The 15,246-nt window shown below is 46.8% G+C and carries 11 protein-coding genes and 1 pseudogene; all 12 read right to left on the bottom strand.

The window, feature by feature from the left end; all coding sequences use genetic code 11:
• Positions 1-33: 33 nt before the first annotated feature.
• Entirely contained in the window at positions 34-447 is a 414-nt protein-coding gene (locus tag BMW45_RS18925; protein ID WP_092247609.1) for an endosialidase, read from the bottom strand.
• A gap of 102 nt (positions 448-549) precedes the next feature.
• Positions 550-2,893 (bottom strand): annotated as a pseudogene (locus BMW45_RS18920) (ATP-dependent Clp protease ATP-binding subunit).
• 16 nt (positions 2,894-2,909) lie between these two features.
• Positions 2,910-3,941, bottom strand: a complete 1,032-nt coding sequence (locus BMW45_RS18915; protein WP_092247606.1) for an ATP--guanido phosphotransferase — start codon at positions 3,939-3,941, stop codon at positions 2,910-2,912.
• Positions 3,934-4,518 (bottom strand): UvrB/UvrC motif-containing protein, encoded by a 585-nt coding sequence (locus BMW45_RS18910; protein WP_092247603.1) that lies wholly within the window; start codon positions 4,516-4,518, stop codon positions 3,934-3,936. Before BMW45_RS18910 ends, BMW45_RS18915 begins: the two co-directional genes overlap by 8 nt.
• 22 nt (positions 4,519-4,540) lie before the next feature.
• On the bottom strand, positions 4,541-4,927 hold the full coding sequence (locus BMW45_RS18905) for a GntR family transcriptional regulator (RefSeq protein WP_092247600.1): 387 nt from the start codon (positions 4,925-4,927) through the stop codon (positions 4,541-4,543).
• A gap of 225 nt (positions 4,928-5,152) precedes the next feature.
• A complete protein-coding gene (locus BMW45_RS18900; protein WP_092247597.1) occupies positions 5,153-7,000 on the bottom strand; it encodes a cadherin-like beta sandwich domain-containing protein in 1,848 nt (615 codons plus the stop codon).
• Between the two features lie 24 nt (positions 7,001-7,024).
• Positions 7,025-9,346, bottom strand: coding sequence for a dockerin type I domain-containing protein (locus BMW45_RS18895; RefSeq protein ID WP_092247594.1), 2,322 nt, complete (start codon positions 9,344-9,346; stop codon positions 7,025-7,027).
• Positions 9,347-9,644: 298 nt separating this feature from the next.
• Positions 9,645-11,057, bottom strand: coding sequence for an oxaloacetate decarboxylase subunit alpha (locus BMW45_RS18890; RefSeq protein WP_092247591.1), 1,413 nt, complete (start codon positions 11,055-11,057; stop codon positions 9,645-9,647).
• A 67-nt stretch (positions 11,058-11,124) separates the two neighbouring features.
• On the bottom strand, positions 11,125-12,273 hold the full coding sequence (locus BMW45_RS18885) for a sodium ion-translocating decarboxylase subunit beta (RefSeq protein ID WP_092247588.1): 1,149 nt from the start codon (positions 12,271-12,273) through the stop codon (positions 11,125-11,127).
• Between the two features lie 56 nt (positions 12,274-12,329).
• Complete coding sequence (locus BMW45_RS18880) at positions 12,330-12,743, bottom strand: biotin/lipoyl-containing protein (RefSeq protein ID WP_092247585.1); 414 nt, start codon at positions 12,741-12,743, stop codon at positions 12,330-12,332.
• A gap of 21 nt (positions 12,744-12,764) precedes the next feature.
• The gene (locus BMW45_RS18875) at positions 12,765-13,535 is read right to left on the bottom strand and encodes an OadG family transporter subunit (RefSeq protein ID WP_092247582.1); all 771 of its coding nucleotides are present in this window, start codon (positions 13,533-13,535) and stop codon (positions 12,765-12,767) included.
• A 17-nt stretch (positions 13,536-13,552) separates the two neighbouring features.
• Positions 13,553-15,007: an acyl-CoA carboxylase subunit beta gene (locus BMW45_RS18870; RefSeq protein ID WP_092247579.1), complete on the bottom strand. Its 1,455-nt coding sequence runs from the start codon at positions 15,005-15,007 to the stop codon at positions 13,553-13,555.
• Between the last annotated feature and the right edge of the window lie 239 nt (positions 15,008-15,246).

The raw sequence follows: 15,246 nt of genomic DNA, 5'->3' as shown, positions 1-15,246 counted from the left end.
TTATAAAAGGGCCGAACCCAGCTTCTCATCCTGTTATCTTCGTTTGATCTTCACTGCTACAGGTGTTCCTTCATTCAGTTCCACGCTGATGGACAGCTTTCCGCTCATGTTGGTTCTCATGCCACCCACGGCAGCATCATCCACATAAACCTCATATTCGGTATCCTCTGCCAGCTGAACGGTCAGCTGGGCATCCTTATCACCTTCTACTAAAAAACCTACCCCATCATCGGATACGGTGAAATTTATGGCAGCGGTTCCCGGAACGGATTCGTATACGAACATGCCGTTTCTTTCCAGCTTGGTTATCTCGTAAAAAGTCTTTACTTTATATAAATCACCGTCGTGTTCAAAATCCTGTAATTTTGACTTTGTCTTTAATTTGTAATTACCAAAACTGATCGTCCCGTCTTGCTCTGAGCGGATTAAATCTTCAATTACCGGCATTGGTTTGCCCTCCTAGTATTTTGTTTACTTATCCTTTTTTAAGGCGATGAACTAATGATCTCGCTTGTAGCTATTATACACGAATTGATATAAAATGGCTAGTTATTTTACCAGCTCCCTGACAGAAAATTTTAGTCCGTCCTCACCTGCGGCCACAACTACGTCATCCCCTGTCTTTATCGTTCCATTTAAGATCTCTTCTGCCAGTTTATCCTCCAGGCAGTTTTGAATGGTACGCCTTAACGGCCTTGCACCGTATTTCTGATCATAGCCCTTATTGATCAGGTATTCCTTGGCATCCTCTCCGATATCCAGGGTGATGCTCATCTGTTCCGATGTCCGTTTCATAATATCCTTCATCATGATCGTCACAATATCCTTCATGTGAATCTTATTTAACGTATGGAATACAATGATTCCATCGATCCTGTTAATAAATTCAGGTTTGAACAGACGCTTTACTTCCTCCATTACCCGGTCCTTCATGATTTTATAATCAGCCTTTTCATCCGCAACTGCGCCAAAGCCCAGACGTTTAGGAGATATGATGTTCTCCGCTCCTGCATTGGAGGTCATGATGATGATGGTATTCTTAAAATCAATCTTCCTGCCCTGGGCATCTGTAATATGTCCGTCATCCAGTACCTGAAGCAGGATATTGAACACATCGGGATGAGCCTTTTCGATCTCATCAAACAATATGACGGAATAAGGATTCCTGCGGACCTTTTCACTAAGCTGTCCGCCTTCATCATAGCCTACGTATCCTGGCGGTGAGCCGATCATCTTGGAAACGCTGTGCTTCTCCATATACTCGGACATGTCTACCCGGATCAAAGCATTATCCGTTCCAAACATGGCTTCGGAAAGGGCCTTGGATAACTCGGTTTTTCCAACACCCGTAGGTCCTAAAAACAGGAAGGAGCCAATGGGGCGCCTGGGGTCCTTAAGTCCCACTCTCCCCCTTCGTATGGCCTTTGAAACAGCGGTAACCGCTTCCTCCTGGCCGATCACCCTCTCATGGAGGATGGCTTCCAGATTGCGAAGGCGTTCACTCTCTCCCTCTTCCAGCTTTCTTACGGGGATCTTAGTCCAGCTGGATACCACATCAGCGATCTCTCCCTCATCGACTATGAGGTTCTTTGACGTTTTTTCCTTTTGCCAACGTTCCCGGATCTTTTCTATTTTTTCCCGCTTCTTTTCCTGCTTCTTCTTAATGGCCCCTGCCTTTTCGTAGGCTTCGGTTTTAATGGCGGCTTCCTTCTGATCCTCCATCTGCTCGATCTCAGCTTCCAGTTCCTTAATTTCACCCGGCTCTACAAATGTGGTCAGGCGTACCTTGGAAGAAGCTTCGTCAATGACATCAATGGCCTTATCCGGAAGAAAACGGTCATTAATATACCTGGAAGACAGCTTTACAGCAGCCTTTATGGCATCGTCAGTAATGATTACCTTGTGATGGTCCTCATACCGTCCCTTAAGCCCTCTTAATATGACGATAGCAGCATCTTCCGACGGCTCCTCCACCGTAACCGGCTGGAAACGCCGTTCCAGGGCAGAGTCCTTTTCGATATATTTGCGGTACTCTTCAATGGTGGTGGCACCGATCAGCTGCAATTCCCCTCTTGCCAGGGAAGGCTTTAAGATATTGGAGGCGTCAATGGCTCCCTCCGCTCCTCCTGCACCGATAATTGTATGGATCTCATCGATGAAGAGAAGAACTTCCCCATCATCAATCACTTCGGCAATCACCTTCTACTATCATCTGAGCCAGGCCTTCCACAACTGCAGTTTTCCCAACTCCAGGCTCTCCGATGAGACAAGGATTATTCTTGGTCCTCCGGCTCAGTATCTGGATCAGACGCTTGATCTCCGACTCTCTTCCGATGACCGGATCAAGCTTTCCCTGTACTGCAAGCTCTGTTAAATCTCTGCTGTAACTGTCAAGAGTGGGCGTACTGCCTTTTGACTTTGGTGATTTCATAAGCTCTTCCTTATTGGCAGGAGCATCCTCACCCATCGCAGACAGCACATCAATGTATAGCTTTTGAATGCTGATTCCAATGGTATTTAAAAGCCTGGAAGCGACGCAGTCATTGTCACGGATTATGGAAATGAGCAAATGCTCCGTACCGATTAAGTTTGCCTTAAACCGCACGGCTTCCCGGTAGCTGTTCTCTAAAACCCTTCTGGCACCCGGAGTATACCCGTTACCTTCTTTCAGCCTGACTGCCTGGTCAGGAGCGATCAGCTGGCTGATCAGGTTTAAAACCTTCTCCTCTTTTACACCATTCTCTTCCAGAACTCTGGAAGCAACTCCGCTGCCCTCTTCTAAAAGCCCGATTAATAAGTGTTCCGTTCCCACATAGCTGTGGCCGAGACGTTCCGCTGCCTGAACGGCCAGATTAATGGCTGTCCTGGCCTTTGTTGTAAATCTGTCTATCATAAATGCAATCCTCCTGTCATAGTTCCGGCAATTCTCTCCGGATAAATTCCGCCCTGGCTCCATCCAGTTCTTCCTTGCTTAATGGGCGGTCTGAAAGCTTCTGCAGATTCGCCGGCTGGATTCCAAGCATCAAGCGGTAGACGGAAAAATCTTCCTCCGTATGGATCAGGCCGTCTGCCAGCCCTGCCATGATCTGTGATAGGAAAATCATAGCATCCCTGGAAGTCAGCCGTCTGGAGTATTTTAATACCCCATAGGATTTGTAAACTTCATCCTCTCTCTCGTCCCTGTGCCTCTGGAGAGAAAGCTTCCTCACCTGAAACTCCTGATTGGTCAGCTGTATCGCTGCCTTTGTAACTGTATCAATAATTTCCCGCTCCGTCTGACCCAGGGTTTTCTGGTTTGATATCTCATAAAGGGAACCGAAATTCTCATCCCTTTCCCCATAGACGCCCCGGACTGAAGCTCCGAAGCGGCCCATATCGCTGATAAGACCCTGGAACTTTTTCCCTTGGGACAGCATGGGAAGATGAACCACCACCGATGCCCTTAAGCCGGTCCCCATATTTGTGGGAAACGAGGTGAGATAACCGTAACGGTCATCAAATGCATAAGCAAACCGCTCATTGATATAATCATCGATCTTATCTGCCCTTTCCCAAAGCTCCTCTAAGTGAAGGCCCATCTGGAGAAGCTGGATCCGGATGTGATCATCGCAGTTAAGCACGATTCCGGTGTCTTCATTCTCTGAGATAAAAATACCGGCAGGCTTTTTGTTTAAAACAGCTGCGGAATTAAGAGCTCTCCGTTCTTTAAGGGCCACCCGGTCCAGCTCTTCCAAGTCCGAAAGCATGGAAAATTCAAAATTCCGGCCTTCTTCCTTGCCTAAATCCTTTAAGCCGAACTCCAGCCTGCGGACCATCTCTTCGCCTTCTTTTTCACTAAGCGCAGAAGGAAACTGGTAATCCTGCCAGTTTCTTACCAGACGGATCCGGCTGCTTATCACTCCAGGCCGACCAGTGTCCTTCTGTTCAAACCATCTAAGCATCAGTCTCATTTCCTTTCTTCAGCTCTCTTATCTTATCGCGGCAAACAGCTGCCGTTTCATAATCCTCAAATCGCAGGGCTTCCTTTAATTTGACATCCCACCGAAAGATTTCCTCATAGTTGGCAGCGCTTTCTGGGTCTATTGGTGTCCCCGCAGAGCGGCCGTTCCCATGGCCGGCCGGATCCATACTGTCCTGCCTCTGGTAAACCGGTGTTTTTCCCGTGTGAATAAGATTTCCATGAAGCTGCTTTAAACTGTCCTCCATAAGGGGACCAAATACGCTGTAGCAATCTGCACAGCCAAATCTGCTGTCTCTTACAAATTCATCGTAACCGGTCCCGCAGGTCGGACACAGGATCTGATGGAGCTTATCTGGCTCCTGATCCTTATCTTCAATCCCCAAAAGGCCGGAAAGCAGCTTTCCTAAGGGAAATTCCCCGTCAAAAATAGCTGCATACACTCCGAAATCCATCTCTTTCGCACATTGGGCACAAAAATGGTGCTCTTTCTTCGTGCCATTTACAACTTCTGTATATTGTATATTTGCTTCGCGAATTTTACATTTCTCACATAACATAAAGAACCTCCAATCCAGTGAATCACTCTTCCCCCTGGTCCCTTAAAAACGACTGGAATATCTCATCAACCAGCTGGTGAACCTCTTCACATGATATATTCTTACAGACTCCTCTGGCAAGGACAACTCCTAAATCTTTGCGCATTTCATCAAGGACCTGGATTTTATCCACGTCCAGCGATACTACGGCCCCTTTACGGCGGTCCAGCTTGACAAACCCTTCCTGTTTCAGCACAGAGTACGCCTTATTTACCGTATGCATATTAATCCCTATGTTGTCGGCCATCTGGCGCACGGAAGGCAGGGGGTCACCTTCTCTTATACTTTCTGTGGCGATTCCTATGATTATCTGGTTCCGAAGCTGAATGTAGATCGCTTCATCACTGTTAAAATCAATTTGTAAAAACATATTTTCACCATCTTTCGTTATACCTGTTATACACATAATAGCACAATCTATTGCCTTTTTCAACACAAAAAATCATCTGGCATCATTCCCCATTTTATACGTCATCTGCGCTCTGTCAAAACAAACCGGAGGTCCTGTTCCCTATGTTCAAAACCAATAACGAAAGAACAAAAGCACCTTCATTCAGGTGCTTTCGTCATTGTTAATTCAATTGTTTAAAGTACTTTAATCATCTAAGTCCAAATACTCAAAGTCGTCTTCGTCCCTATCTGGCTCTTCCGTTTCCGAAAATTCATCCGGCTCCTTATGGACAGGCCTTGAACCGCCTTTTTCCTTTGGTTTCCCGGAATTCCCTTCACCGGAAGATTTAAGATCCCGTTCAAAATCTTCCAGACTGGTTTCTTCTATGAAATCATCCTCTTCGAAATCATCCTCTTCCCGGACTTCTTGTTCTGCATCATCTGCATAAAGAGGCTCGTCCAAGGTTTCTTCCTGGTATTCCGGATCCTGTTCGGTTTGGGAGTTTTCTCTGTCAAACTCTTCCCTGCTGTATCGTTTGATCTTGCTTGTTGGAATTTCTTCCTCTGGCTCTGCCCACAGCCGGTTATCTTCCGGTTCTTTTTCTTTTCCTTTTCCAGATCTGCCGCTGCCGGTCCGGCCGCTGCCTGATCCGTTTCCTTTTCTTGCAAGGACGATGACTGCAACAAGCAATCCAAGGGCAACAACGCTCACTCCAATGAGAAGGTAGAGCTGCCTGTAGTAATCCTTAGCCAGCTGATCATATGTGTTGGCCATTTCCACATACTTACTATTGGAAACTCCGGAAGCATAGTATCTTTGAATGGTCTTTTCTGAAATATCATAACGGTAGAAATGTTTTTCTCCGTTCCAGTTCATTGCATAGAAAAGGCAATACTGAGGCTCAGCCTCTGAGTTTTCCACCCAGCCGGTCACTCGCGCACCATCGATATCGGCCTGCCGTTCACGGAAACCTTCCGGCACAACCGTATCCTTATCAAGAGGAATGATGACAATGGCTTTTGCTACGGTCTCAACCTGAACGAACTGGGCCCAGGAATCCGATCCTTCATTGTAAATGTAGAATCCGCCGTTTCCTCCGGAATCCTTTAAATAAAGCAGAAGCAGGTCTTTTTCCAGTCCTTTTCCAGCCATGACTTCTGTTCCTTTATAGGAATAGGTCTCAGACTCAAAGCCTTCTGGAAGCGTTGATTCATCAAAGGATGATGCAATGCTGTAATCGGTTCCGTTAATGGTCACCACTGCTTCGCCGAATTCGGCCTCAGACGTTTCTGTATTTCCGCCTGTAGTCGGGGCGGTTTGTCCCCCATCTGCTTTATTAACCTGAATTGTATAATTCTTAACGGTCTGCCCATCTTCTGCGGTTACCTTGATAACCACCTGGTTTGCACCGGACTTTAAGCCCTTTTCTCCCTGAAGTGCTACATGAGCGCCTGCATTGGCTGCCACCGCATTTACTACCAGGTCCGCTGTGTTTCCATCTACCTCTGCCGTATAGCTTTCTACAGACGCAGAAAACGCCGGAGTCAGAGTCCCTGGGGAAATCTTTAATGATTTAAGCGTTGCATCCTTTGAATATGTGGCAGGAGATGTGACCTTGACCGTTGAACTCCCCTGCTTGCTTAAAGAAAGTGTCTGGGAATCCACATCATAAATTTCCTGGGAGGTCACGTTGATCTGGGTATTTCCAGCCTGCAAAGCCTTAAACTTTAAGGTAAAGCTAAAAGTTTTCTGATCGGCAGAATCCATGGTTCCCAGGACCTTAATAGCTCCTGCTCCGCCATTTGCATTGGTTCCGCTTACAAACTCCAAAATATTCGGATCATAAGACAGCATGACTTCCGCCGTACCCAGGGCACTGTCACTGGTCACTTTCATGTTTACTGTTACTTCGTTTCCCACCATGACCGATGGGTCAGAAAACGCGATCTTAGCATCTGCGGCCCAGGATACCAGCCGTCCGGCAGGACAGGATATGGCAATCACACAGGCCAGCATCAGACCGGCCGTTAGTTTTTTCAGTTTCCTATTCATATTGTCTCCTATTTCTGTTGGACTTTAAAGTCCGAGGATTTTTTTCTGCAAAAGCAGAAGATCCTGTGAATTCACCTTGCCGTCTCCATTTAAATCAGCTGCCAGCTTGCCCTGCTCAGGTATGGTTTCCAATCCCAGAAGGTATCGCTGAAGCTTCAGTACATCCAGGCTGTTTAATTTTCCATCCCCGTTAATATCTCCTATTCCATAGGCGGAGGACTGGCCAGCGGCCGGAGCCTGGGTCTGCTGGGGACTGCTTGTGGCGGCTTCCGTCACTTTGATGTCAGTTCCAGGTCCCTGGGCTATGACTCCCGTGGAAGTCTGAACGGAAATGCCTGTGGAACCGTCAGGAGCTATGGATACATTGCTTCCTCCCGGTGTTCCAGCATGATCCGTACCGGAAGAATTTGATACTCCTGGGCCTGTGTTGCTGCCAGGGCCGGAAGAAGAATTGCCGCCGGAGCCGGAACTTGTTCCGGTACCAGCGCCTGAGGAATAAGTCGGGCCGTTGTTCTGGCGTACCACATGAAGGACGTATTCCCTGACACTTCCATTTTGTGCCGTAATCGTCACCTTGATATCATTATTGCCGCTTGAAAGCGCAATGGTACCTGTCCCTTTGACAGATGCCAAGGAACTGAGGGCGGTTGCATTCACATTGATGCTTGATACTCCGGGATCCACAATCAAATCGTATGCAAGAGTATCGCGGCTAAAGGTGGGAGTCATGACAAATCCTTCCACGCTTAAACCGGACAGCTTATTGTTTGGATTGCCATCGCCGGTAGGCTGGCTGCAGGCGTTATCAGGCATGTTGTTATAAATTGGTATCTTAAACTCAAGCTCTGTCTGTTTCATGTCGCTGTTATAGGCTTTTGAATAAACAGCACCCTCTGATGCAGCTCCCTGTACATTGGTCATATACTGGTGTTTATATAAATTAGACCCCTGTACGTTAAACTTCTTCAGATAAAATGTATCCTGCCCAACTTTTACATAGTTATTACCATAATAGAAAGCTCCGCCTAAAATTGATTTTTCAGGAGAATTCCATGGCCTTTCATAATTGCCGGACTGGGACGCCCACCATAAGCCTCTTTGCACCGCAGTCATAGTTCCTGACTGATATGCTTCAATATTAAAAAAATTATAATATCCTTGGTAACCGGATTCTGTTCCTGAAATGCTTTTGCCTGTACCGGAAGATCCCTGCTCCTGAATGATCATAGCTGCAAGGACGTAAGGGTTCACTCCTGACTGAGAAGCCGCATTCATGATCATGTTCACATAGGCGTTGCTGCCTGAAACTGTTCCAGTGGTATTGGTATTGGAATTGGTATCGGATGAGGACGGCCCCGTAAGGCTGGCTCCCGGTCCGTATTCCATAACGATAGGAAGGTTTTTAGGCGTTATGGAAGCTTGCGGCCCTTCCAGACTGACCTTTCCTGAATCGGAATTGGACTCCGATCCCGCCCCCGGGTTAGTAGCCGCTCCCGGCCCAATGGCCGCACCTGGCCCTATGACCGTGCCGCCGCCGGAAGAACTGTCCGTATTCCCAGAGTTACTGCTTCCGCCTGAAGATTCGCCGGATAGAAACGTACCCTTTACCATGGTTTTTAATCCATCTGCCGTATGCTTATTGCTGTCATATGTATGGGTCATAAACTGGAAGACATTGGTCTCATCAAGGAAATTCCTGGGGTCCATATAATATCTTACAATGTCTTCAGAAGCGGTGACCCAGGTGCTACCGTCAAAACCGATCCATGTGCTGGTATCCCAGCTATATGCGCCATCTACTGTGGACTTCCAGGATGACAGGCTGTTGGTGTGGACCAGAGTTTTTCCTGCCTGGCTTTCTTCCTTAATAGCCGTGTTCCAGTCCAGGTTCGTATGCTGGGCACGGAATACCCACTTGGGATACTGGGCATGCAGCGCACGAAGCTTTGTCTTATAGCTTTCCGGAAACCCTTCCGCCGTAAGCCGGGACTCAAAATCCGCATCATTGGTATAAGAGGCGGGAAACTTAAGATAGCTTTTGGAAACATATCCGGTAACCGTCTGGCCGCCGGAACCGGACACACGGATCTGATACCAGACCGCTCCATCCGATGCGTTCTTCTCATCGATCACCGTAACCGATGCCCCATTTGTTAATTTTGTAACAACTGAATAGGTCGTACCCGGGCCGCTTCTCACGTTTAAAGTGGTGGCATTGACCGTTGCTGCCTTTTCCGTATAAGCATAAGCATTTATGTATGGCGAAACCGCTCCCATGTAAGAGTCCATCACCAGGACACTGGCCAGAATGACGGCCATCTTACGAGCTTTTTTATACTTTTTCATCTGTTTCTCCCAATATGTCCTCTTGTATTTAATAAATTTCCAATTACATGTAAATTATACATTTATTTATTATAATGACAAATGATACCATGTGTCAACTGAATCAGGTAAAGTTCAGACAAATGGAATTATTTGTAAGAAAATCTTTATACTTATAAGAGAATGTCTTCGGTATCCCAGCTCCTTTGCTCCTCCTCAGTTAACCGTGGAGCAAAAGAAGGTCCAGGGCTAAGGGTACATTCATTTTCCTATAAAGTAAAAAATGGTCTCCCAAAATTGGGAGACCATTTTTATGAAGTTATACCGGATAAGCCTTATTTTCTTTATCTGCCAGAGACGAGTCCACGCCGGTCTGCTGTGCGGCCCGGTACTGGAAGAATTCCTTGGCAACCGTTGGGAACAGGGCATAGGAAAGTACGTCTTCATCCTGCTGTTTCCACTGTGCGCAGTCCTTCTCAAACTGAGGAAGCTGGGGAGGAATCAAATCGGCCGGGCGGCAGGTGATCGGCGTCTCATCACCGATGATCTTCTTCTGGACTTCTTCATTAAATGGTTTAACCGTCTGTCCGAATTCGCCCATAAAAATTTTCTTTGTCTCTTTCGTTACCATTTTATAACGTTCACCGCTAATGACATTTAAAACGGCCTGGGTACCGACGATCTGGGATGATGGGGTAACAAGAGGCGGTTCTCCAAAGTCTTTTCGTACCTTTGGAATCTCCTGCAGCACTTCCATGTATTTGTCTTCCTGACCGGCTTCCTTTAACTGGCTCACCAGGTTAGAAAGCATGCCGCCAGGTACCTGATACTGAAGGGTCTTAATGTCTACGCCCAATACCTTTGGATTTAAGCGTCCGCTCTTTAATGCTTCCTCTCTGATCGGCTGGAAGTATGCACAGATTTCTGCCAACAGGTTCTGATCGTAGCCCGTGTCATAGGGCGTATCGCGGAAGGTCTCAACCATAACCTCAGTCGCCGGCTGGCTGGTTCCAAGAGCAAGGGGAGACATTGCGGTATCGATGATATCACAGCCTGCTTCAACTGCCTTTAGATAGGTCATGGAAGCAACGCCGGAAGTATAATGGGTGTGTAAGTCAATCGGAAGCTTTGTGGATTCTTTTAATGCCCGTACCAGCTCATCCGCCTTGTAGGGTATTAAAAGACCTGCCATGTCCTTGATACAGATGGAGTCAGCACCCATATCCTCGATCCTCTTTGCTATGTCCTTCCAGTAATCCAGGGTATAGGCTTCCCCAAGGGTATAGCTTAAAGCTACCTGCGCATGGCCTTTTTCTTTATTGCAGGCAGTCACTGCGGTCTGTAAGTTGCGAAGATCGTTAAAGCAGTCAAAAATGCGGATAATATCGATGCCGTTAGCCAGAGATTTCTGGACGAAATACTCTACCACGTCATCGGCATAATGGTTGTATCCCAGGATATTCTGTCCCCGGAACAGCATCTGCAGCTTTGTATCCTTAAATCCATCCCTTAATTTTCTAAGCCTCATCCAGGGATCTTCCTTTAAGAAACGCAGGCATGCGTCAAAGGTTGCTCCGCCCCAGCACTCTACCGCATGATAGCCAACCTGATCCATCTTTTCTATGATGGGAAGCATCTGCTCGGTTGTCATTCTTGTAGCAAACAAAGACTGATGAGCGTCACGAAGGACTGTCTCTACAATCTTAACCGGCTTTTTCTCTATTTCTGCCATTGTCTTACCTCCAGGTTTGTTCATTCTTCTGTTTACCGGAAAGGCTGAACGCCTTTCCAGGGAAAAGTTACCTAACTCCGAATATTGCCATAAATGTACCAGCCGCAACTGCAGTACCGATAACTCCTGCCACGTTTGGTCCCATGGCATGCATCAGCAGGAAATTGGTAGGATCTGCCTCAGAGCCAACCTTCTGGGACACACGGGCTGACATAGGAACCGCAGATACGCCTGCAGAACCGATCAGTGGATTCACCTTACCGCCGGATACCTTGCACATCAGCTTGCCAAACAGCACGCCGGCGGCTGTTCCTACCGCAAATGCTACCAGGCCTAAAATAACGATCTTGATGGTATTCATATTTAAGAATGCCTCAGCGCTGGTCGTCGCACCTACGGAAGTTCCTAACAGGATGACCACGATATACATCATGGCATTGCCTGCAGTTTCCGTTAACTGCTTTACCACGCCGGATTCTTTAAATAAGTTTCCTAACATCAGCATGCCCACCAGGGGAGCCGTTGTGGGAAGAATGAGACATACGACCGTTGTTACGATGATCGGAAATAAGATCCTCTCAAGTCTTGATACAGGACGAAGCTGTTCCATCCGGATCTTTCTCTCTTTTTCCGTGGTCAGAAGCTTCATGATCGGCGGCTGGATAATAGGTACCAGCGCCATATAGGAATAAGCCGCAACCGCAATGGGGCCCATAAGGGAGGTCATTCCCAATTTTCCTGCAAGGAATATGGAAGTCGGTCCGTCGGCTCCACCGATGATTGAGATGGCAGCTGCTGCCTTATCGTTAAAGCCCATAAAAATAGCCAGAAAATAAGCGGTATAAATACCGAACTGAGCAGCCGCTCCTAAAAGAAAGCTCTTTGGATTGGCAATTAAAGGTCCAAAATCCGTCATGGCACCTACACCCATGAAAATCAGGGGTGGCAGGATTCCCCATTCATCCAGCTTAAAGAAATAATTCAGCAGTCCGCCTCCGGAGCCATCTGGTCCAGCCTCCTTCATAATATCCGGGTAGATATTAACTAACAGCATACCAAAGGAAATCGGTACCAGCAGCAGGGGTTCAAATCCTTTTCTGATAGCCAGATATAAAAATATAAAGGCTACAAGAATCATGATCATATTCCCTGCGGTCAGGTTTAAAAATGCGGTCTGCTGAAGAAGATTTGTAAATGTATTACTTATATAATCCATGTTAATCCCTCCATATGAAATCCGCTCTGTTTATCTTTACAGCGGATTCTTCCGTACTAGTTTAATGTAGCCAAGGTTGCTCCTGCTTCTACTGAGTCACCGATCGCTACATTAACACTGGCAACGGTTCCATCGGAAGGTGCTACGATCTCGTTCTCCATCTTCATAGCCTCAAGAAGAACCAGCACATCTCCACGTTTCACTGCCTGTCCCGGGTTTACCTTAAGTCCAAGGATCTTGCCTGGCATGGGAGCCGCTACCTTTAGATCGCCTTCTGAGCCGACGTTTGCCGCCTTCACAGGAGCTGCCGGTGCAGGCGCTGCCTTCGGTGCAGAGGGAGCTGGTGCGGCTGGTGCAGAAGGCGCAGGTACAGTTGGCATCTTAGCTGCTGCCGGGACACCTGTGGTTAAGCCTTCTTCTACGGTTACTTCATAAACATTCCCATTCACTGTAATTGTATAGTTTTTCATGATGTTAATCCTCCTGATTGATTAAGCTTTTTTCCATTTTCCAGCTGGCGCCCGTCTGATCGAGCGGACCACCAGGCCGCTTGGCGAGCTCCCTTCAGATGCCGCAATTGCCGCAGTAATTACTGCTACCAGCTCTAAGTCATCCACAAGTTCTTCGTTCTCTTCTGCTGAAGGAGCAGAAACTTCGGGGAGGGGTACGGGAGCAGGCTCCTGTGCCTTCCCGTTTAACTTATCTTCAAGCTTTCCGATATACTGGAAGCAGCCGATAAGCCAGCTGATGAAAATCAGCACAATAAAGACTGTTCCCATTCCCATCAGGGTATTGAACACGGCTTTTTCCATCCGTTCACCTAAAGTATATTCCGGTACAAATGCCACACTGGTGACCTTCGTTAGTTTTGAATCCGTTGTAATGGAAAATTCCATATCTCTCTTTTCAAATACTGCATTAATTGTAGCACTGTACCCATGATCAACAGCCTCTACCTTCACCGTATCGCCGATTGATACCAGGGCACCAAGCTCATCCTTTATATTCTCCCAGGAATCCACACCTTCAGCCAGGGCAGCATACTCATCCTGGGACTGCATGTTCTTCTTAAATTCAGTAACCTGGCTGTCCTCAAGACCGGTATACAGTTCCAAGAAGGAACCGGGAAGCTGCTCCATCTGTGTCTGGATCCTGGCATCGATTTCTTCGGCTGCGGTATCGGCTTTGCTGCATGCAGATAATGAAAAGAGGCAGGCTGCCATAATAAGTCCCAATGCTACTCGTTTCATATTCAGTTTCATATACCTGTCACCTCATTCTAAATCGTGCCATGTTTTTTTGCCGGACGATCCTCTCTCTTTGTGAACAGCATCTCAAATGCCGCTATGACCCGTGCTCTTGTTTCGCTGGCATCTATGATATCATCAACATATCCTCTCTTTGCCGCAGAAACGGCACTGGACTGAAGTTGCCTGTAGTTTTCTGCCTGATCGCTGATCAATGCTTTTCCATCCTCAGCCTTTGCAATCTCATCCGCATACATGATCTTTACCGCTTCAGCCGGTTCCATCATGCCGATACAGGCCGACGGCCAGGCATAAACTATATCTGCTCCAATGGACTTGCTGTTCATGGTCAGATAGGCGGTTCCAAGGGCCTGCCCAAGAATAACCGTTACCTTTGGGACTGTGGCATTGGCAAAGGCATAGGTAAGCCCTGCAGCCGCCCTGGCAATCTTTTTCTCAGAGCATTTGGTTGATTCATACCCTTTTACATTTACAAGGGTAAGTACCGGAATATTGAATGCATCACAGAAATGAATAAATCTTGCAGCCTTTTCACAGCCCTGCCCGCTTAAGAGAGCATCATATTCCCCTGTCTTAATGCCGCTTTCATTATAGGATTCCGTTCTGTTTGCAACACAGCCCACTGTCATGCCATTTAAACGGATAAAACCGGTTACCATGGAAGCCGCATATTCCTTCCTGGTCTCCATAAAGAAATGATTATCGGAAATCTGAGCCAATGCAATCGCTGTATCCCCGATATAATTCTCCAGGTCGGAGCATACACGGTTTAAATCGTCATTGCACTCATCATAAGACATGTCATCTTCACTGTTTGAAGGAAGAATGGAAATAAGAGTTCTGATATTATTTAAAATGTCATCCGCTTCTCCCGTGAAATCCACCATACCGGTTTCGCGGCTTTGATAGTCTGCGGAAGCAGTGTTGCATTTTTCTGTATAATTTCCCTGAATGGCATTAGGGGAATTGACAAACAATCTGCCGCCCTTGGTTTCCATAAAGGTAAAGTCAGACATTGCTGCAGATACAGCCATGCCGCCGCCGCAAGTCCCAAATATTGCTGTTATCTGAGGGATTACTCCGGATGCCAGAGTCTGGCTCATATAAATCTCGCCAAATCCATTTAAAGAGTCGGTTGCTTCCTGAAGCCTTAATCCAGCACAGTCGACCAGACCAATCACCGGCGCGCCGGTCTTCATAGCCATGGTGTAGAGCTTTGTGATCTTTCTTGCATGCATCTCCCCTACGGAGCCGCCCAGTACCGATGCATCCTGGCTGTACACATAAATAAGGCAACCCTCAATGGTACCATAGCCAGTAATAACACCGTCAGCAGGAGTTTCTTTTGCTGTCATGTTGAAGTCTGTGTTCCTTGCGGTAACATAGCCGCCAACTTCAACAAAACTGTTCTCATCAAGCAAGGCATGAATACGGTTGCATGCTGATGTTTCTGTTGAATTACTCATATTGCAATCCTCCATTTTGTAATTTTTTACAGTCATTTGTTAAATATTTAACAAAATCCTATGCAATAACACCAATTTCTGCCAATTATAATTGTATAACTAATTTTGGTAAATTTCAAGTACCAGACCATGTATTTTTCACATTATATTAAAACTTTCTTCTTTAAACACAGCACAATATAGGCTAACCCACCTAAAGGTTCATGATAAAACAAACTAAACAATCTTTAAGACAGTAT

It is taken from the genome of Lacrimispora sphenoides, assembly GCF_900105215.1.
GTDB classification, from domain to species: domain Bacteria; phylum Bacillota; class Clostridia; order Lachnospirales; family Lachnospiraceae; genus Lacrimispora; species Lacrimispora sphenoides_A.
Note: the sequence above shows the minus strand (reverse complement) of the source record. Positions and strands in the feature narration are given on the sequence as shown.

What these genes read in the sequence shown, in the direction of transcription:
- BMW45_RS18925 (WP_092247609.1), bottom strand. Translation starts at nt 447, where the DNA reads ATGCCGGTAATTGAAGATTTAATCCGCTCAGAGCAAGACGGGACGATC.
- BMW45_RS18915 (WP_092247606.1), bottom strand. Translation starts at nt 3,941, where the DNA reads ATGCTTAGATGGTTTGAACAGAAGGACACTGGTCGGCCTGGAGTGATA.
- BMW45_RS18910 (WP_092247603.1), bottom strand. Translation starts at nt 4,518, where the DNA reads ATGTTATGTGAGAAATGTAAAATTCGCGAAGCAAATATACAATATACA.
- BMW45_RS18905 (WP_092247600.1), bottom strand. Translation starts at nt 4,927, where the DNA reads ATGTTTTTACAAATTGATTTTAACAGTGATGAAGCGATCTACATTCAG.
- BMW45_RS18900 (WP_092247597.1), bottom strand. Translation starts at nt 7,000, where the DNA reads ATGAATAGGAAACTGAAAAAACTAACGGCCGGTCTGATGCTGGCCTGT.
- BMW45_RS18895 (WP_092247594.1), bottom strand. Translation starts at nt 9,346, where the DNA reads ATGAAAAAGTATAAAAAAGCTCGTAAGATGGCCGTCATTCTGGCCAGT.
- BMW45_RS18890 (WP_092247591.1), bottom strand. Translation starts at nt 11,057, where the DNA reads ATGGCAGAAATAGAGAAAAAGCCGGTTAAGATTGTAGAGACAGTCCTT.
- BMW45_RS18885 (WP_092247588.1), bottom strand. Translation starts at nt 12,273, where the DNA reads ATGGATTATATAAGTAATACATTTACAAATCTTCTTCAGCAGACCGCA.
- BMW45_RS18880 (WP_092247585.1), bottom strand. Translation starts at nt 12,743, where the DNA reads ATGAAAAACTATACAATTACAGTGAATGGGAATGTTTATGAAGTAACC.
- BMW45_RS18875 (WP_092247582.1), bottom strand. Translation starts at nt 13,535, where the DNA reads ATGAAACTGAATATGAAACGAGTAGCATTGGGACTTATTATGGCAGCC.
- BMW45_RS18870 (WP_092247579.1), bottom strand. Translation starts at nt 15,007, where the DNA reads ATGAGTAATTCAACAGAAACATCAGCATGCAACCGTATTCATGCCTTG.